Below are 17,763 nucleotides of genomic sequence, written 5' to 3'. Positions count from 1 at the left end.
GTCTGCATATACTTTTGGGATGCGTCCGCTCCCCGGACGACGGTTCTAGGACAGGACATGGTGCAAAGAGCGCAAACACTGCAACGCGCGGCGGCCGATGCCCCGAAGGCGACGCTTTCGGAACAGGCCTACGAATACCTGCAGAACGACCTGCTGTCCGGCGCCTTTCCGCCGGGCGAAAAGCTCAAGCCGCAGACGCTTCAGGAACGCTATGGCGTCGGCATCAGTCCCATTCGCGAAGCGCTGATGCTGCTCAGTTGCGACGGGCTCGTCACGAACGAAGGGCAGCGCGGCTTCAGGGTCGCCGAAGCGTCACGGGACGATCTGCTCGACATCCTCGAAGCGCGCAAGAAAATCGAAGGCGACCTGCTTGTCGACGCGATCAGGCACGGCGACGAGGAATGGGGTGCGCAGATCACCGCCGCCTTCTACAAGCTGGTCCATACGCCGCTGCCCGCACCCGACGACATCCAGGCGGCAAATCGCTGGGAACTCGCCCATCGACGCTTCCACGCGTCCCTGATCAGTGCCGCCCGCTCAACGTGGCTGCGTCGCATCGACGAGCAACTCGTGCGGCATTCCGAGCGCTACCGCCGCATGCGCTTCGCCGCGCCGCTTCCGAAGGAAGCACTCGCTCGCGACATCGTCAGGGAACATCAGGAATTGATGGAGGCGGTCCTTGATCGCGACGCGCCGCGCGCGCGCAAGCTCCTGCTCGCGCACATCGACGAAACCGCACAGGTTGTCGCGCAACTGCTGCCCTGATCCGGCGTAGCGCGATCACGGCGAGCGGTCGACTGGCGCGGCCGTCAGGCTGCGGAGCGGGGTGTTGGGTCGAGCTTGCGGCCCGGCACACCGGGAAAAGGCAGGACCGCGGCAAGCACGGCCGCTGCCGCGATGCTGCCTGCCATGAAGAACAGTGCATTGGAGAAGTCGGGCGAGTGCCCTCGAATCCATCCGATCGCATAGGGCCCGATGAAGCCCGACAGGCCGCTGATGGTGTTGACCAGCGCCAGCCCGCCGGCTGCGGCCCGACCGGTCAGGAACGACGAGGGGATCGACCAGAAGACGCTCAGCGACGCGCCGATTCCGACCATCGCAACGCAGACGAACGCCAGTTCCAGCGCAGCCGAGTGAACGAGCGCGCTTACCAGCAGCCCGAGACTGCCGACCGCCAGCGGGATCGCCAGATGCCAGCGGCGCTCAAGCGTCCGGTCGGAATGCCGGCCATTGAGCACCATCGCAATCGCACCGAGCAGGAACGGCAACGCGCTCAGCATGCCAACCTGGATCGTCGACATCGCTGCCATCTGCTTGACGATCTGGGGCAACCACAGCGTGATGCCGAAGAAGCCCGTTCCGACCAGCAGATAAAGCATCCCGAGCAGCCAGACGATCGGTTCCCGCATCGCCACACCCAGTTTCTCGGTTCCGAGCGATGCAGCGGCTTCACGATCGCGCTGCATCGTGTCGACGAGCCATTCGCGCTCCGGCGCCGACAGCCATCGCGCGTGCTCCGGTTCGTCCGACAGGAAAAAGTACGCGAACACCCCGAGCGCAACAGCCGGCACCGCCTCGAGGATGAAGATCCATTGCCACCCGGCCAGGCCGGCGACGTCACCCATCGACAGGATCGCGGCCGACAGCGGCGCGCCTACCACGACAGCGATCATGTTGGCCGACATCACCTGCCCGATCGCGCGGGCCCGCTGCTCGGCCGGAAACCAGCGAGTCAGGTAATAGAGCACGCCTGGCAGAAAGCCGGCCTCCGCCACACCGAGCAGGAAACGGATCGCCACGAAGCTTGTCGCGTTGAAGACGAACGCCTGCAACGCGGAAACGATGCCCCAGGTCACGATGATGCGTGCCAACCACAGGCGGGCGCCGAAGCGCTGCAGCGCCAGATTGCTCGGAATCTCGAACAGGATGTAGCCGATGAAGAAGATGCCCGCGCCAAAGCCGTAGAGCTCAGGCGTGAAATGAAACGTCTTCGTCATGTCTAGCGCCGCAAAGCTCACATTGACCCGGTCAAGGAAATTCACGAGCCACAACACGAACAGCAACGGCACGATCTTGAGTGTCACCTTGCGCATGGTGCCTACGGCAACCGCCTGAACCATCGTTGTCTCCTGACTTGTTTGTCATCCCCGCGAATCGCCTGCCCGCGAAGACGGATGCCCTGCTGCCGCGTTCCGCGACGGCGGTCATCCGATGTGGCGCATTGTTGGTCGGTCAATAACCACCGTCAATATAAATTTTGTTCTTTTTATAAATTTCAGGCTGCTCTATGATGTCCGGCATGCTAACCAACCGGTGCGCGGCGGCCCGCTGTCGCCGGCACGATGATCATGAGGAGACCCATTGATCCCGTCGCCTTTTCAACTGGATGCGCAGATGCCGCTGCCGACGGCCGAAGCGGAAAGCTATGCCCGCACCGCATTGTCCTGGGCGCAGGACGTCCCCGCCGGCATTGCTTCCGAGCGGAACGTCAGCTACGGACCGAGCCGCCTCCACCGCTACGACGTTTTCCATGCGAGTCACGCCGACAAACCGCCGGTCGTCATCTTCTGGCACGGCGGAGGCTGGACGAACGGCTACAAGGAATGGGGGCACTTCATGGCGGAGCATGTCGTCCGCCTCGGGGCAACGCTCGTCCTGCCCGACTACCGCCTCGCCCCCGAAAGCAGGATGCCCGCCGCGTTCGACGACTGCGCGCTGCTCCTGCGCGCGCTGGCCGCATCGCCGGGTTTCGCGGGCGACCTGCGGCGGGTCTATGTCGCGGGGCATTCGGCCGGCGGTCATCTGGCCGCGTTGACGGCCTTGCGCCCGGGCGGGCGCGACGACGCGATCGCTGGCGGCGTGACGATACGCGGATGCGCACCGATCAGCGGAATCATGGATCTGGCGCACCCGTCCCCGTCGGCAGGCAGCCTGGAAGCACGGGTGTACGACATGGTGCTCGGCGATGCGAACGACGATGGCCTCTTCAGCCCCGTCTGCTGGACCGCCGGTAATACGGTGCCGTTCGCACTGAGCTACGGGGAACGCGATTCGGAACGCGTGATCCGGTCGAATCGTCGGCTGGCGAGCCTGCTGGCCTGCCAGTCGGCCCCGGTCGTGTGTCGCGAAGCGCTCGACTTGAACCACTTTGAAACACATCTCGCGCTGCGAGATCCGGATTGCGACTGGTATGCGATGCTCGACGAATTGATGCGGGGGAACGTGCGATGAAGGAAGTCATCGATACCGGGCTGCCATCGCTCGGCCAGCCTTTCTCATGGGCGGTGCGCGCGGGCAATCTGGTGTTCACCGCGCATGGCCCCGTCCGGTCCGACGGCAGCATCGACACGGGACCGATCGAGGATCAGGCACGACTGACCTTTTCCAATCTGGCACGAACGATGGCCGCCGCCGGCGGCTCGCTCGATGACGTCACACAGGTGCAGATCCAGATAACCGATGTCGCCAGCATGCCGATCATCGACAACGTATACCGGGAGTATTTCTACGCCCCGTATCCCAATCGCTCAAGTGTGGTCGTCAGTGCGCTCGTCGTACCGGGCATGGGCATCGAGATCGTGGTCAATGCGGTGCTGCCGGGCTGAAGCGATTTGGGCACGATGTGCCTGGCATCGCGGCGTGGCGCCAGAAGGTCACGCGTCCTGCCTCCCGTGCAACCGCGACTCACTCGACGAATCCGCACCGCCCCCATCCTGCATCGCCGCATCCCGACACTGCGACGGCGTGACCCCGAAGCGCCGGCGAAACAGGCGCGCGAAATACGCCGGATCGGAGAACCCCGACTGCAGCGCGAGACGCGTAATGCTCGCCCCGTCGGCGCCGGTCTGCGACAGCACTTCATGGCACTTCTCGAGCCGCAGGCGCTGGATCATCGCCTGCGGCCGCTCGCCGATCGATTCGAACGCCTGGTAGAGCGTGCGACGGCACACCTTCAATGCCGCGGCGATGCGATCGGGCGACAGTTCGCCGTCGTCCAGATGCCGATGGATGTATTGCTGCGCATCGCGCAGCAACGTCTCGCGGATCTTGCGCCGCGAAGCGGGCGCCGTGCCGTCAGTGAAATCGATGGTCTCGGCGAGCAACGTCGCCACCAGTTCCAGCACGCCGAAGCGGCTGCGCGGATTCATGCGCCGGCCCTCGGCGATCATCGCCTGCAGGCTCGCGAGCGCCACGGCCGCGCCGCCCGTCGTCGGCATCGCGCGGCCGATCGCGTGCCGGGCCAACGCCAGCAGCGCGTCATGATCGGCCACTTCGCACAGCATCGTGACGAATTCGCCGTGCGCGTCGCTTTGAATCCAGTACGGGCTGCTCGCCTCGTACAACGTGAAATGCCCTGGCGGCACGATCACTTCGCACGCACCCTGCTCGAGTCTCGCCACGCCGCTCAGTTGCCAGATCACCTTGATGTAGCGGTGCTTCAGCGTCTTGCAGGCGTCACGCCCGATGGAGGCGCTGTGCGCACTCGCCGAAATGCGCGCCACGCGGCAGCGCGCATGATCGAACACGTCGACGCTGGCGTCGAATTCGCCGGACCCGCCGGCGTTCAGTTCCAGCGGAAAGAACCGGTGCCGGATCTGCTCCGACCAGCACGACACGCCGCCTTCCCGCCGCGGCGGATGCGCACCCGAATCGATCATGACGTTCGCCTCCAGAAAAATCCGGCCTTCAAGTACGTCCATTGCCTGGCCGCCTGCATCCACCTGCAGCAGGCGCGACGATCGACTCGCCCGACTTCCGGCCGTGTGCGCCGACACGCGCACGGCCAGCATCGATGAGCGGGGATCGGCTCGTAGCGTACGGCGCATCGACGCGAAAGAACATTCGCACAACTCCCATGCGCGGCCGGAACGCTACCTGACGCAGTAAAGATTTCCCCTAGATGCACCGCACTCCTGATGGCTCTGCACGCAAACACATGCGAGCGAAAAACTGGCGCGGCACCCTGCTGACGGGCGGAACACGGCTTCCGGCCGGGTTTCACGTGCGTGGCCCATGCCGTCCCGCACACCGCCCGAAGACAAACGGCGGCCGCTCGCGCGCCGCAGGAGGAGACAAGCGATGAAACGACAATCCCTTTCCGTGATGCTGTCCGCGCTCGTCGTCGCGCACGGCGCTCACGCAACCGAAGGCGGCGGCTCCGTCTACCCGACCGGGGCGGAAGGCTACCTGTGCTGCGCACTACCGCCACCGGGGCTCTATGCGCTGATCTATGCGGAGCGCTACCACGCCGGCGAACTGCGCGACAACGACGGTCGCAACGTCGCGCCGCCGGACTTCAGCATCACCGCCTATGCGGTGACACCGCGGATCGTGTGGGTCACGCCTTACACGTTTGCCGGCGCGTCGCTGGCCATGCATGCACTGCTGCCGCTCGTCACGCTCGAGGTGCACGCGGGCGGGCAATCGCAGCGGCGAACCGGCGTCGGCGACATGACGTTCGGGCCGGCGCTCGGCTGGCACGTCACGCCGACGCTCCACACGCTGCTCGCGGTCGATTTCTTCGCGCCGACGGGCCGGTACGACAAAGGCGACCTGGCCAACATCGGCCGAAACGTCTGGGCGATCCAGCCGATCGCGGGCATCTCGTACGGCGGCCGTACCGGGCCGGTGTTCGATGCAAAGCTGATGTGGACCTTCAACCAGCGCAACCACGCGACGGACTACCAGTCCGGCCAGGAATTCATCGTCGACTATTCGGCGGGCTGGGGGTTCGGCAACGGGCTGACGGTCGGCGCAGGCGGCTATGTCTACCGGCAGATGACGGACGATTCGCAGGCCGGGCAAACCATCGCCGGCAATCGTGGCCGTGCGTTCGCGATCGGCCCGTCGATCAAGTACGACAGCGGGAACGGCTGGTTCGTGACCGCCAAATACCAGATGGAAACCGATGTGCGCAACCGCCCGGAAGGCGCCGCATTCTGGCTCAAGGCCGTGTTTCCGCTCTGATTCGAACGGAATCGCGTCGGCATCGCCCGACGCGAAGGCGGCGCGGGTCATCCCTGCGCCGCCCGTTTCATCGACCGAGCAGCAGATCGGCGCCGCGTTCGCCGATCATGATCGCCGGTGCATTCGTATTGCCGCTCGGCACCTGCGGGCAGATCGAGCAATCGATCACGCGCAGATTGGCGAAGCCGTGCACGCGCAGCGTCTTCTGGTCGACCACCGACGTCCGCGGGTCGGTGCCCATCCTGCAGGTGCCGGCCGGGTGATAGACGGTCTTGATGTCCTGCCGCACGAATCGCTCGATTGCCGGCAGGTCGTCCGGATCGATCCGGGCCGGCGCGACGATTTCCTTCACGTGCGCCTGCAGCGCCTTCGCCGACAGGATCCTGAGCCCGGCCTGAACCGCCCGGATCTGGCCGTCGAGGTCGGCCGGGTCGCTCAGGAAGTTCGCATCGATCGTCGGAAGGTCCGCCGGATCCTGGCTGCGCAACCGCACCTGCCCGCGCGACTTCGGTTGCAGATGGCCGACCTTGACCGACATGCCGTGCTCGCTCGCCGGCGGCTTCTCTCCGGGCGTATTGTCGAAGTTGTCGAGCAGCGGCAGGAAATGGAACTGAACGTCCGGCCGCCCGGTGCCCAGCGTGTCGATGAAGGCACCGCCTTCGAGGATGTTGCTGGTCAGCAGCCCGCTCCTGAAGCACTTCCATTGCAGGAAATGGCGCATCGCGCGAAGCCCCGTGTTCTCGCCGTAGAGGCTCGTCGGCGTGCGAATCGATGCCTGCACCGACATGTGCAGATGATCGTGGAAGTTCTGGCCGACCGGTAATGCGGCAACCGTATCGATCCCGCTCGCGGCAAGATGCTCCGCCGGCCCGATGCCGGACAGCATCAGCACCTTCGGACTCCCGATTGCCCCCGCGCTCACGACGACCTCGTTGCGCACGCGCACCGACACGGGCGCATTGCCCCCCTCGCTGAATTCGACCGCGACCGCACGCCCCGCGTCGGTCCGGATCCGGTGCACGAGCGCGCCGGTCACCACCTTCAGCTTCGCGTCGTCGCGCACCGACGCGAGATAGGTCTGCGCGGTGCTCGCGCGTTCGCCGTTGCGCGTCGTCGTCTGGTAATAGCCGATGCCCTGCTGCACTTCGCCGTTGAAGTCGTTGACGTAGCGCAGCCCCATTTCCTGGCCGGCCCGGATGAACGCAGCCGTCAACGGATGACGATAGCGGTTCTCGCTGACGGGCAGCGGGCCCGTCTGGCCGTGATACGCGGGCCCGAGGCTTTCGTTCACTTCCGCCTTCTTGAAATACGGCAGCACGTCGTCGTAGCGCCAGTCCGTGCATCCCCATTGCGTCGCCCAGTCGTCGTAGTCCTCGCGCTGTCCGCGGATGTAGATCATTCCGTTGACCGAACTGCCGCCGCCCAGCACCTTGCCCTGCGCGATGATCATGCTGCGACCGTTCGCGTTCGGCTGCGGTTCGGTCATGTAGGGCCACGATTTCTTCTGGAACACCTGCATCACGCCGCCCGGAATCCGGTGAAACGGATTGTCGTCGCGCGTGCCGGCCTCCAGCAGCAGCACCGAACCGGCACGTTGCTGGATCAGCCGCGCGGCCACGACGCATCCGGCGGAACCCGCGCCGATGACGACGTAATCGAAGGTCAGGTCTTGAGTAGTCATGTGTCTGTCGAGTGGGATAGGCGGGCGAGCCATGCAACGCCCGCGATCTTGTTGTCGTGGTGTCTCCTGGCCGGCACGTGCGCGGCTACATCGCGATCGTGACGACCTTCTCCTCCAGGTACGCGTCGAGCCCGCTTTGCGACAGGTCGCGCCCGACGCCGCTCTCCTTGAAGCCGCCCCATGGCAGCCGCGCGTCGAGCGGGCTCCATGCGTTCACTGCAACCGCACCGACCCGCAGCCGCGCCGCAGTGCGGTGCGCGGTTGCGAGATCGCGGGTCCACAGCGATGCGGACAACGCGTAGACGGTGTCGTTCGCCAACGCGACGGCTTCTTCCTCCGAATCGAACGGAATGATCGTGCCGACCGGCCCGAACACTTCGTCGCGCGCGATGCGCATCGCCGGATCGACGTTCGCGAACACCGTCGGCCGCACGAAGAAGCCTTGCGACGGCACCGGCTCGTCGCCCGCGACCATCGTCGCGCCGTCGCGAAGCGCCGCTGCGATATGGGTCTTCACGCGGTCGGCGTGGCGGGCGCTGATGAGTGCGCCCATCTGCGTCGCCGGGTCGAACGGCGTGCCGACCCTGACCGACCGCGCCGCATGCGCGAGCGCGCCAACGACGTCATCGTAGTGACGGCGCTGCACCAGCACGCGCGTGCCGGCCGCGCACGTTTGCCCCTGGTTGACGAACAGCCCCATCGCGACGCCGGCGATCGCCTGCTCGAGATTCGCGTCGTCGAAGATGATTTGCGGCGCCTTGCCGCCGAGTTCCAGCGTCAGCCGCTTGAACTGAGCGCCGGCTTCGCGCGCGATCGTGCGGCCGACCTCGGTGCTGCCGGTGAAACTGATCTTGTCGACGCCCGGATGATTGACCAGCGCCGCGCCGACCGACGCGCCGATGCCGTGCACGAGATTCACGACACCCGGCGGAAAGCCTGCCTGCGCCGCCAGGTCCGCCAGCGCACCGACCGCGAGCGGCGCGTCTTCCGACGGCTTGATCACGACCGTACAGCCGGCCGCGAGCGCGGGCGCCAGCTTCCAGCACGCGATCATCAGCGGCGCATTCCACGGCACGATCAGGCCGGCGACGCCGACCGCTTCGCGCACCGTGTAGTTGACGGTCGGGCGCCCCATGAAGCCGCCAGTCGGAATCTGGCGGCCTTCGAGCTTGTCCGCCCACCCGGCGAAATAGCGCAGCGTGTCGATCGACATCGGCAGGTCCATCACGCGCACTTCCATGGCGGGGCGCCCCTGTTCGCGCGCCAGCAGCTCGACGAAGCGTTCCGCGTCCTGCTCGAGCAGGTCGGCCAGCCGGTTCAGCAGCTTCGCCCTCTCTGCGCCGGACAACCGGCTCCAGTGCCCGCCGTCGAATTCCGCACGGGCCGCGCGCACGGCCCGGTCGACGTCGGCACCGGTGCCGGCCGCGACGCGCGCAAGCAGGTGCCCGGTGCACGGTTCGAATTTCTCGAACCACTCGCCCTGCGCGGCGTCGCACGCGTCGCCCGCGATCCGGTGTTGAAGGGTGTACTCGGCTGTCATGTGGCTGTCTCCAGATTAAAGGCTGATCCGGCGCCCAAAGGCGGATCGGCATATCTGGCCCACTGTAGGACGCGGGTTCCGCAGGCGCTGGGACATCCGTGCATCGAATGCAGGATTCACATGCACGCACCGCCAGCAACGCGTGACCGTGTAATCACGTGTAATTGATCCGACATCCGCGTCCACCTAGCCTTGGATTCGAACGGGAACCGCCCGATCGAACGACGACGCACCGCCCGGCAGGCGGCACAACGCGTGCGTCATGAAGTGGAACGCCCGGATGCGGCGGCATTCGCGATCCGCGAAAAAGCACTCACGCGCCATTTCCACCATCGATGAAGCGAACCGGTCGATTCGCATTGCAACGCCACGCGACACGGCAGCGCAACGCGTCAAACCGTATCCGGCGTCTTGCCCCACCGACCACTGAACAAGCGGAGAAACGAATGAAAAGCCTTGGCACTTGCGTGGCGATCGCCTTGATGAGCTGCTGCGCCGGTTTCAGTCAGACCGCGGCGGCAGAGTCGAAATGCACGGCCTTCGACCCGTGGTTTACGGCCTCCGGCATCACCGAACCGGACTACCTCAATCCCCAGTTCCAGGATTCAATCGCAGAGGTGCCGACGCACGCACGTCGTCACTCGGCAAAGAGTTTCTTTAACGATAACGCGTGAAAGGAGCTGTCATGTCCCAGATCTTGAGTACGTACAACATCGTCGATGTCCTGACCGCATTCGACGTGGAAAAAATCCTCGGCTACCAGAAGCCGGGCACTCAACTCAGCCAGGACCCCATGAATCCGACGCTGTTGCCGAACAACGGCTACGACGACGTCTACATGGTCACCACGGACCGGAACGTCATTTCCGGTCAGGCCGGGAGCGATCTGAAAATGCAGGCCGAGGTCAACGACATCATCCGGTGGCGCACGATTTCCCTGACCGACGTGGCGGACTACAAGTGCTTCATTCACACGTTCAGGTTCATCGGCTACACGGCTCCGGAAAAGGCGCCGCTGTCCACCCCGATTTTCGAACATACCTTCCCGACCGAGCCCGATCCCGCACCGGGCTGGCCGAACGGCGGCGTACAGGAACGCCCCAGTTCGGACTTCTACTGGCAAGCCACCGCGCGACGCAATGGTTCGGCATCCTATACGTTCGTCGTGGCCGTGTACCAGCGCAGCGGCAAGCTGGTGGGCTACTTCCAGTGGGACCCGTCGATCACGATCCTCGACTGAGTCCCACTGCCTGGGTCGGGCGGCCCGACAGCCGCAAGCGCCGCCGCCCGGCAACGAAACCTATACGTTCGTCGTCGCCGCGTACAACCGGCACGCGCATCTGAAGGGCTAGGTCACCCGGGATCCGTACATCACCGTCAACGGGGCAAGTGATCCCGCGCCGGTGCGTCGACCGGCGGCGCCGGGCAGGCGGAATCGGCCTGCCCGGTGCCGCCCGCCGTCGCGAACGGCGCCAGGGGGATCACAGAAACAGCAGCGCCGGATTCAGGTCCGCTTCGTCGCACGGTTGCGCACGCCAACCCTGTTCGACCGGAACCGAATACAACCGTCGCGCGCCAAAACGCGGCCAGAAATGGCACAGCCCCGGCGCAATGACCTGCACCACCGACAGCCCGATGTCGGGCCGCGTCTTGTCGACGACGAGCACGTCGATGCCGGCCTCCGCGATGCGCCCGACACAGTGCGCGAGCGCCGCCGGCACCGACGCCGTGTCGATCCGCTGCCACGTCGAAGGTGTCGTCGCGCGCGTGCCGGCCGCCGGATACAGGAAGCCGGTCGCCACAAGCATGTCGCGATCCCACGGATGCGGCGCATCCGCCGCGACATCGAGCAACTGGTTGACTTCGGTGAGCGCCCGCTGCACTGCGATGCGGCCGTCCGGATGACAGCCGAAACCGATCGAGAAACGCCCGTCCCGCGGATTCTCCGCAAGCGCGGCCACGGCCGGAACGGCGAGATCGGTGGTGATGTCCAGCGCCCACAAGCGCCATCCGAGCGTCGCGTACTCATGCACGAGCGCATCGAAATACGGGTCGCCGAAACTCGCAAGATCGATGCCGGGCCGCGCAATCCGGTTGTACCACCAGATCGCGACCGCATCGCGCTCGATCAGCTCGAGCATGCCTTGCAAAATCGCTTCGTCGATGCTCGCGCCCGCCGCGCAGCCATTGGGATTGTGCACGCATGACACCGGCGGCCGAGCGCTGTCGGGCGTTTCCGCATAGCAGTAGCTCAGCGGCACGGCGCGGCGCCGGCCGGTCACGAGCGACCACGCCGGCGTCCAGTCGATGACGTCACCCGCCGTGAAGCGCGGCGGCACCTGCTTGCGTACGTCACGGGTCAATGCGTTGATCGCCTCGCGCGCGTCGAACTGCCGCTCGCTGAACTGCTGAAGATCGTTCACGTGGATCGGGGCGGCATCGCAAGCCGGATCGGCGAGCAGGCTTTCCATGCTGCCGGTCAACGTCGCCTCGTCACCTTGATACACGCTGCTGTATCGTTCGAGCGCTTCGCACAGCGCGCTCACGCGGGCCTGCTCGTCGGTGTGGCCCTTGCCGGAACAGATCCTGTCGAACCGGTTGCTGGCCGGAACCGCGGCCGGGCACACGAGAAAGCCCGACGCATAGACCTTGCGCAAGCCCGCGTGCCGTTTCGGCATCGGATGCAGATATGCGATCGCACCGCTGACCGGCGAAATCAGGTGTGCATGGCGGTCGAACATCTGTTGCGGGGCGACGCTCCGGTAGCCGCCGTCGGTGCGCGCCAGCGGCGCATGGCCGGCGAGCCGCGGCGCACGCGCCGCCTGCTCGCGCATCCACGCGGGATTGCCGCAGCACGAGCATTGCGGACGCCGGATCACGCGATGCCGCTCGGCGCTCAGCGTGTCGATGCGCTGCGCAACGATGTGCGTTTGCGCGCGTTCGGATGCCGCGCGGTTGACCGCGACCTGCTCGACCGTCGCCGCCACGAGCGCCGCCGCGGCCGCGGCCGCGGCGCGCGAGACAGCCGGCGGCAGCCGCGTCGCGTCGCTGCCGTGATGGCGTGCAAGCAGCGCTTCCACGGGCCGGTTGATCCGAATCCAGTAGCGCACGCATTCGATGCAGGGTGCATCGCCGAGCGCGCCGTCGCCGGCCAGCAACGGGCCGATCAGTGTCTGCACGCCGCCGGCCGCCACGATGAGCAATGCCCCGCCGCGCGCCGCCACGCGGGCGGCGCACGCCGCAAGATCGTCGCGGTCGTGCGTGTCTGTGATCGCGACGGTCAGATCGGCGTCCGGCGCAACATCGATGCCGGCCGTGTCGAGCGCACGTCGGAGCGCCGCCGCGTCGGCGCCAAACGCTTCGACCGCGACCCGCAATCCGGCAACGCGGGCGCAGGCCGCATCGCCGTCGAGTCCGGCGCGTTCAAAGAAGCCGCGCGCGTCATCGTCGTCATGCGGCCGATCGGCGCGCACGTACCCGCGACGCACCAGGTGATCGAGCCCCGCGAGCACGTCCCATTCGCCGAACGTGCCGGACAGCGACGTCACGATTTCGGTGATCGCCATCCGCGCCCGCAGGCAAGCGGCAATCCGCACGAAGATCGCGCCGGTCAGCATCGCGCGCTTGAATTCATCGACAACGAACAACGTCTCGGGCCCCGCATCGAGCACGAGCAAATGCGGCTTGAAGCGCAACACGCGCGAAAAGTCTTCGAGCATCGTCTGGTTCCGTGCGACGGGTCAACAAACATTGCGCGGCCCGGGGAAGCGGTCCGGGCCGCGCCGGATCAAGGCGAGATCAGCAGCAAGTGAACAGGTAGCTCGGCCCCGCGTCGCAGTAGGCCGCGAGCGCAACGGCCTCTTCGTCCAGGTTCGTCGGCTGCTCCGGGATGCCGACCGTCATCACGTTGCGCGGCAGGTTCCAGCTCCCGCCGTCGTTTCCGCTGCCGGTCCAGCCATGCTCGTCACCCGTCTTGACGATCTCGATGTCGATGATCCACGGACACTGGTAACCGAAGTATTTCGCGAGCGTCTCGAACGGCTTGTCCAGCAACTCGCCCTTGAACTCCGGGTTCCGCCATGAAAGCGCGATCGCGCGCAGATAGACCTTCTGAAACTCCAGCATCGATTCGAGCGTCGGATTTGCGTTGTCCTTTGCCATGTCGGTTTCCCCGAGGTCATTCCATGATGGTGATGTGGTTCGCGTTGTACGCGGCCAGCGCCTGCGCGAATTGCGCCTCGTCCGCCGGTGCGGGCGGCAGATACAGCGTGAGCTTGTTCTTCTGGCCGGCCGTCCAGTCGCCGTTGACGTCAGGCGTCCAGGTCGACGATTTGACCTGGACTTTCAGGTCGAGCCGGAACGGGAAGTGGTAGTCGAAATGCTCGCGCAACGCGTGGACCGGATCGGACTCGAGTTCGTCGAGAAACGCCGGGGAATGCCACGCGAGGGCGATCGCCCGGATGACGGCGGCCCGGTATTCGAGAAACTGTTCGTACGTCGGTAATCGAAGATCCTTGCTCATCGGTCTGCTCTCCTGAATGATGAATGGAACTGCTTACGGCAACGACTGCAACGTTGCTCCAGCGAGCCTGGCGATCCGGCCCATGCCCGCCGCCGTTGCAATTTCGACTGCGCGCCGGCACGCGTCCGGCGCAGTCACGCCGCCGCTGCGCGGCGCGGCGTGACGCAAGTACTCGCACTGCTTCAGCAACAGTTGTGCTTCGTAATACCGTTCCCCGGTCGATTCGCACCATGCGAGGCACTGCTCGATCTGCGCGAGCGCCGCGTCGTAGTCGCCGCGCGCGGCGTCCAGCTCGGCAAGCAGCGACGCGTAGTAGGTCAGCCCGAGCAGGCCGCCCGACTGCTGCTGCGCGTCGAGGTGCGTGACAACGCCTGCGCGATCCCCTTGTGCCCACGCATGAATGATCGCCGCATAGTGTTCGACCGCGTGCAGCCGATGCACGTCCGACAGGCGGAGGATCGCCTCCGACAGCGTGCGTGCCGCATCGCGATCGCCCGCGAGCTGGTACGTGCGTGCGAGGTACATCATCGTGACGCCGAGCGTCGGCAAATGGTCGAGGCAGGTTGCGCAATACACGGCTTCGTGCGCCATCGTCAGTGCGGCCCGAGGATCGTCGTCCATGCACCAGCGCACGCTCGCGAGCGACGCCATCGACCACGCGCGCGTATCGAGGCCCAGGATGCGGCGGTGGCCCGCGTCACGCCGCACGTCGTAGCCGGCCAGCACCGCGTCGAACGCGACGCGCGCGCGCGCATGGTGGCCATCGACCCACAGGCTCATGCCACGCATCGCGTCCGCCGCGACCTGCACGCCGGCATCGCCGCGTTCGATCGCGAGCGCGTCGAGCCGCACGCCGATCCGGCGCATGGTGGGACGATCGCCGGCGACGTGGTAGTAGGTCGACAGCGTCCACAACGCGCTGATCTCGAGCTCCGGATCGTCGAGCGTCTGCATCTGCCACAACAACTGCTCCGCATGCTCGCGCACCCGTGGATCCGCCCAGCCGAACCGCGCCATCGTCGCGTGCGTCAGCGTGGCGCGGATTCGCGCGCGGTCGTGTTCGCGCTGCGGGTAGTCGGCGCTGCCGAGCCAGTCGAACACGGCCTGCCCGTAGCGGATCGCGTCGTCGTACCGGGAACGGTCGAGTGCGCGGCGTGCCGCGTCGATGCCGTGAGCGATCGCTTCCGCGAATGCGCCCGATCGCGCGAAATGCCCGGCGACACCGAACGCATGCGCACCGGCGCCGCGATCGGCTTGTTCGGCCAGCACGCGGCCGATGCTCGCATGGTTGCTGCGCCGCACGGCGGGCGGCATCGATTCGTAAGCCGCGTCGCGAATCAATGCATGGCGGAACGAATAGAACACGCGATCGCGCCGATGTTGCGCATACACGATCCGCTCTTCGATCAGCACCCGCAGATGCGCATCGAGCGTGGCCCGATCGTGCTGCGACGCGTGGGAGAGCAACTGCGCATCCACCTCGAGCCCGATCGTCGCGGCGAGCTGCGCCGTGTCGCGCGCGTCGTCGATGCGGTCGAGCACCAGGCCGAGCATGCCGCCGAGACTGAGTGGAAGCGGGTAGGGGTCCGTCTCCCGCAGCCCCTCGGGCGTTCCGTCCGCGCCGCTCATCACCAGGTCGCGCGCGACCGCCTCGATGAACAGCGGGATGCCGGACGTGCGGTCGGCGAGCTGCTCGAGCCAGGGCTGATCGAACGCGCCCGCGCCCAGGTGCGCCGCAATCAGGCGCTGCGCGTCGTCGCGCGGCAGGCGGCGCAGCACGAGGCGCTCGGTCGCCTCGCGCCAGCGACCGAGCTTGTCGGGGCGCGACGTGAGCACGATGCCGAGCGCTGCTGCGCGCGGCGACTGCCCCAGGTACGCAAGAAAATCCTCGGTCGAGCGATCGATCCACTGGATGTCCTCGACGACGAGCAGCACCGGCGCGCCGTTGCCGAGTGACACGATCAGTTGCTCGAGGACGTCGAACAGTGCGTGCTGCTCGCGCGCACTCGACCACAGGAGTCCCTTCGCATCGCAGGGCAGCCCCAGCCAGGTCGCGAGCGCGACACGGGCCGCCGCGTGATCGCACTTGAGCGGCGCGATCATCGCGTCGATCGCCGCGAGTGCAAAACCGGTCTTGCTCTCCGAGTCGACATGCCAATGCGCGCCGATGAACCGCAGGATCGGAAACAGCGCATGGTTCTCCCGCTCGGGCAGGCACCCGCAGTGTGCGAATGCATGCCCCTGGAGCCGCACGGCCTCGCACAGCTCGTGCACGAGCCGCGACTTGCCGATTCCCGCTTCGCCGACGACGAGCCGCGGCACGCCGTGCGGCGCGGTCTTGCCGCGCACTGCGCGACGATGTCGCGCGAGCGTCTCCTGCCACGCGCGCAGCAGCGCGTCGAGTTCGCGCGCACGGCCGACCATCGCTGCGCGCATGCCGGCATCGAGCGAATCGAACGGCGTATCGACCTGACGCTCACCGAGCAATTCATGAACCGGCTGCGGTACGAGACCTGCCCGCGCCAGCCGCAGCGAGGTCGGCCGGTAGTCCGCATGCCGTTCGAGCACGAGCCGCGCGTCGTCGCTGATCAGGATCTGCCCGGGTCCGGCCAGCCGCAGCAGCCGCGACGCCACGGCCGGCGTCGTCACGCCCGACATGTGCGATGCATGCGCGAGCACCTGCCCGACGTGAATGGCGGCCGCCACCTCGACACGCCAGCGTTTGCGATGACCGGCGCCGCCGACGGCCGCCGGCACCGGCAGCTGCGCGCGCTCGGCCACCCGCACCATGTCGAGCGCCGCACGCGCCGCACGGCGCGCGGGCCGGTCGATATCGCCTTGCAGGCCGAAATGGAACAGCAGCGTGTCGCCGAGCCGTCCGGCTGCATGTGCGCCATAGCCGACCGCGATGTCGGCACACTTCGTCAGCCAGTGCTCCTCGTAGCCGTCGAGCAACGCGCCGTGATCGGCTCCCGCATGGCGTTGTCGTCCGTCGCCGACGATCGTGACGCAACAGCACAGCGTGGTGACCTGCCGGTACTCGCCGGCCGTCGTAAGCGTGTCGCCGCGCGGCGCGAGCGGGTCCGGGCGCATCTGCCGGCTGGTGCGGCTGGCATCGAACTGGCCGACGAGCGCGGCAAAATTGAGCACGCGGAACTGTTCCGCGAGCGCGTCCGCCGACGCCACGCGCTGCGCCGGATTCTTGTTCAGCGCGTGCCGCAGTACCGCGCCGAGCGGATGCGACGCGATCGACGGCGGAAGCGCGACATCCACCGGGCTGAGCTGCTGATAGAGAATGTCGGCCACGCTTGCGCCGCGCATGACGACTTCGCCCGTCAGGCACTCGATCACGACCAGGCCCCACGCATACAGATCGCTTTTGGGCGTTGGCGGCTCGTTGCGCAATTGCTCGGGTGCGCAATAGGGCGGCGAACCGAGCACCTCGGTGGCCAGCGTCGCGGGATGGCGCGTGATGTCCTCCGCGGCGGGCAGCAACGCGCCGATGCCGAAGTCGAGAAGCTTCGCGTGCGGCCCGTCCTCGGCCGTCGTGATCACGATGTTCTGCGGCTTCAGGTCGCGATGCACGATGCCGCGCCGATGTGCGGCCCCGAGCGCGCCGAGCACCTCCGTCATCAGCCGGCCCGTGTCGACGGCCGACAGCGGTCCTTCCGCCGCGAGCCGGTCGCGCAAGGTCCGGCCCTGCGCCAGCTCGAATACGGCGAACAGCCGCCCGTCCGGCGCGTCCCCCTTGTCCAGCAGCGCCACGATGTTCGGGTGCCGCAGCGCTTCGCACAGGTTCGTTTCGCGCCGAAAGCGCGCACGCTGGCGCGCGCGTTCCTCCGCGCCCAGCGCGGCATCGTCACGCATCAGCTTGATCGCGACGTCTTGTCCCGTCTCGTCGCAGGTCGCGCGAAACACCACGCCGGCGCCGCCTTCGCCGAGCCGCGCGCCGAGCCGGTAATGCCGCTTGCCGGCAAGCGCGGCGAAAGGCGCGGCGGACTGCTGCGGCGCAGGTGCGTCCGGCTCGACGGGCGCGCGGGATACGGTCGGCAT

Annotated in this window: 14 protein-coding genes; 6 read left to right on the top strand and 8 right to left on the bottom strand. The window is 66.8% G+C overall.

Annotation, left to right across the window (positions count from 1 at the left end; translation table 11 throughout):
• Nucleotides 1-57 precede the first annotated feature (57 nt).
• Nucleotides 58-765, top strand: coding sequence for a GntR family transcriptional regulator (locus BDI24065_RS25660; RefSeq protein ID WP_175033616.1), 708 nt, complete (start codon nt 58-60; stop codon nt 763-765).
• Between the two features lie 44 nt (nt 766-809).
• Here the strand turns inward: BDI24065_RS25660 and BDI24065_RS25655 are convergent, their stop codons facing one another.
• Nucleotides 810-2,120: an MFS transporter gene (locus BDI24065_RS25655; protein WP_175033615.1), complete on the bottom strand. Its 1,311-nt coding sequence runs from the start codon at nt 2,118-2,120 to the stop codon at nt 810-812.
• 274 nt (nt 2,121-2,394) lie between these two features.
• Here BDI24065_RS25655 and BDI24065_RS25650 point away from each other — a divergent pair, with 274 nt between their 5' ends.
• Complete coding sequence (locus tag BDI24065_RS25650; RefSeq protein ID WP_175033614.1) at nt 2,395-3,231, top strand: alpha/beta hydrolase; 837 nt, start codon at nt 2,395-2,397, stop codon at nt 3,229-3,231.
• Complete coding sequence (locus tag BDI24065_RS25645; protein ID WP_175033613.1) at nt 3,228-3,605, top strand: RidA family protein; 378 nt, start codon at nt 3,228-3,230, stop codon at nt 3,603-3,605. The genes BDI24065_RS25650 and BDI24065_RS25645 overlap by 4 nt, the downstream gene beginning before the upstream one ends.
• Before the next feature lie 48 nt (nt 3,606-3,653).
• On the opposite strand, the gene BDI24065_RS25640 is transcribed toward BDI24065_RS25645, so the two are convergent.
• A complete protein-coding gene (locus BDI24065_RS25640) occupies nt 3,654-4,700 on the bottom strand; it encodes a helix-turn-helix domain-containing protein (RefSeq protein WP_254609865.1) in 1,047 nt (348 codons plus the stop codon).
• Nucleotides 4,701-5,079: 379 nt separating this feature from the next.
• Between BDI24065_RS25640 and BDI24065_RS25635 the strand changes: the two genes are divergently transcribed.
• Complete coding sequence (locus BDI24065_RS25635; protein WP_175033611.1) at nt 5,080-5,967, top strand: SphA family protein; 888 nt, start codon at nt 5,080-5,082, stop codon at nt 5,965-5,967.
• A 67-nt stretch (nt 5,968-6,034) separates the two neighbouring features.
• Here BDI24065_RS25635 and BDI24065_RS25630 read toward each other — a convergent pair whose 3' ends face one another.
• Both BDI24065_RS25630 and BDI24065_RS25625 read right to left on the bottom strand, forming a co-directional pair.
• The gene (locus tag BDI24065_RS25630) at nt 6,035-7,648 is read right to left on the bottom strand and encodes a GMC family oxidoreductase (RefSeq protein ID WP_175033610.1); all 1,614 of its coding nucleotides are present in this window, start codon (nt 7,646-7,648) and stop codon (nt 6,035-6,037) included.
• An 85-nt stretch (nt 7,649-7,733) separates the two neighbouring features.
• Nucleotides 7,734-9,188 carry an aldehyde dehydrogenase family protein gene (locus BDI24065_RS25625; RefSeq protein ID WP_175033609.1) on the bottom strand — a complete coding sequence of 485 codons (1,455 nt, stop codon included), beginning with the start codon at nt 9,186-9,188 and terminating at the stop codon, nt 7,734-7,736.
• Nucleotides 9,189-9,634: 446 nt separating this feature from the next.
• Here BDI24065_RS25625 and BDI24065_RS25620 point away from each other — a divergent pair, with 446 nt between their 5' ends.
• Nucleotides 9,635-9,862: a hypothetical protein gene (locus tag BDI24065_RS25620; RefSeq protein ID WP_175033608.1), complete on the top strand. Its 228-nt coding sequence runs from the start codon at nt 9,635-9,637 to the stop codon at nt 9,860-9,862.
• A gap of 11 nt (nt 9,863-9,873) precedes the next feature.
• Nucleotides 9,874-10,428 carry an AidA/PixA family protein gene (locus BDI24065_RS25615; RefSeq protein ID WP_175033607.1) on the top strand — a complete coding sequence of 185 codons (555 nt, stop codon included), beginning with the start codon at nt 9,874-9,876 and terminating at the stop codon, nt 10,426-10,428.
• A 241-nt stretch (nt 10,429-10,669) separates the two neighbouring features.
• Here BDI24065_RS25615 and BDI24065_RS25610 read toward each other — a convergent pair whose 3' ends face one another.
• From BDI24065_RS25610 to BDI24065_RS25595, 4 genes are all read right to left on the bottom strand, one after another.
• Entirely contained in the window at nt 10,670-12,907 is a 2,238-nt protein-coding gene (locus tag BDI24065_RS25610) for a TOMM precursor leader peptide-binding protein (RefSeq protein WP_175033606.1), read from the bottom strand.
• Between the two features lie 79 nt (nt 12,908-12,986).
• A complete protein-coding gene (locus BDI24065_RS25605; protein WP_175033605.1) occupies nt 12,987-13,349 on the bottom strand; it encodes a BMA_0021/BMA_0022 family TOMM bacteriocin in 363 nt (120 codons plus the stop codon).
• A 16-nt stretch (nt 13,350-13,365) separates the two neighbouring features.
• Nucleotides 13,366-13,710 carry a BMA_0021/BMA_0022 family TOMM bacteriocin gene (locus BDI24065_RS25600; protein ID WP_175033604.1) on the bottom strand — a complete coding sequence of 115 codons (345 nt, stop codon included), beginning with the start codon at nt 13,708-13,710 and terminating at the stop codon, nt 13,366-13,368.
• Between the two features lie 33 nt (nt 13,711-13,743).
• Complete coding sequence (locus BDI24065_RS25595) at nt 13,744-17,763, bottom strand: TOMM system kinase/cyclase fusion protein (RefSeq protein ID WP_438820035.1); 4,020 nt, start codon at nt 17,761-17,763, stop codon at nt 13,744-13,746.

Source organism: Burkholderia lata (assembly GCF_902499025.1).
Lineage (GTDB): Bacteria > Pseudomonadota > Gammaproteobacteria > Burkholderiales > Burkholderiaceae > Burkholderia > Burkholderia lata_C.
This window is presented reverse-complemented; position numbering and strand designations above follow the sequence as displayed.

Excerpts from the sequence above, each read along its gene's own strand:
- BDI24065_RS25635 (WP_175033611.1), top strand. The coding sequence starts at position 5,080 with ATGAAACGACAATCCCTTTCCGTGATGCTGTCCGCGCTCGTCGTCGCG.
- BDI24065_RS25660 (WP_175033616.1), top strand. The coding sequence starts at position 58 with ATGGTGCAAAGAGCGCAAACACTGCAACGCGCGGCGGCCGATGCCCCG.
- BDI24065_RS25625 (WP_175033609.1), bottom strand. The coding sequence starts at position 9,188 with ATGACAGCCGAGTACACCCTTCAACACCGGATCGCGGGCGACGCGTGC.
- BDI24065_RS25630 (WP_175033610.1), bottom strand. The coding sequence starts at position 7,648 with ATGACTACTCAAGACCTGACCTTCGATTACGTCGTCATCGGCGCGGGT.
- BDI24065_RS25640 (WP_254609865.1), bottom strand. The coding sequence starts at position 4,700 with ATGGACGTACTTGAAGGCCGGATTTTTCTGGAGGCGAACGTCATGATC.
- BDI24065_RS25595 (WP_438820035.1), bottom strand. The coding sequence starts at position 17,763 with ATGCCGACCGTATCCCGCGCGCCCGTCGAGCCGGACGCACCTGCGCCG.
- BDI24065_RS25605 (WP_175033605.1), bottom strand. The coding sequence starts at position 13,349 with ATGGCAAAGGACAACGCAAATCCGACGCTCGAATCGATGCTGGAGTTT.
- BDI24065_RS25645 (WP_175033613.1), top strand. The coding sequence starts at position 3,228 with ATGAAGGAAGTCATCGATACCGGGCTGCCATCGCTCGGCCAGCCTTTC.
- BDI24065_RS25655 (WP_175033615.1), bottom strand. The coding sequence starts at position 2,120 with ATGGTTCAGGCGGTTGCCGTAGGCACCATGCGCAAGGTGACACTCAAG.
- BDI24065_RS25610 (WP_175033606.1), bottom strand. The coding sequence starts at position 12,907 with ATGCTCGAAGACTTTTCGCGCGTGTTGCGCTTCAAGCCGCATTTGCTC.
- BDI24065_RS25600 (WP_175033604.1), bottom strand. The coding sequence starts at position 13,710 with ATGAGCAAGGATCTTCGATTACCGACGTACGAACAGTTTCTCGAATAC.
- BDI24065_RS25615 (WP_175033607.1), top strand. The coding sequence starts at position 9,874 with ATGTCCCAGATCTTGAGTACGTACAACATCGTCGATGTCCTGACCGCA.
- BDI24065_RS25650 (WP_175033614.1), top strand. The coding sequence starts at position 2,395 with ATGCCGCTGCCGACGGCCGAAGCGGAAAGCTATGCCCGCACCGCATTG.
- BDI24065_RS25620 (WP_175033608.1), top strand. The coding sequence starts at position 9,635 with ATGAAAAGCCTTGGCACTTGCGTGGCGATCGCCTTGATGAGCTGCTGC.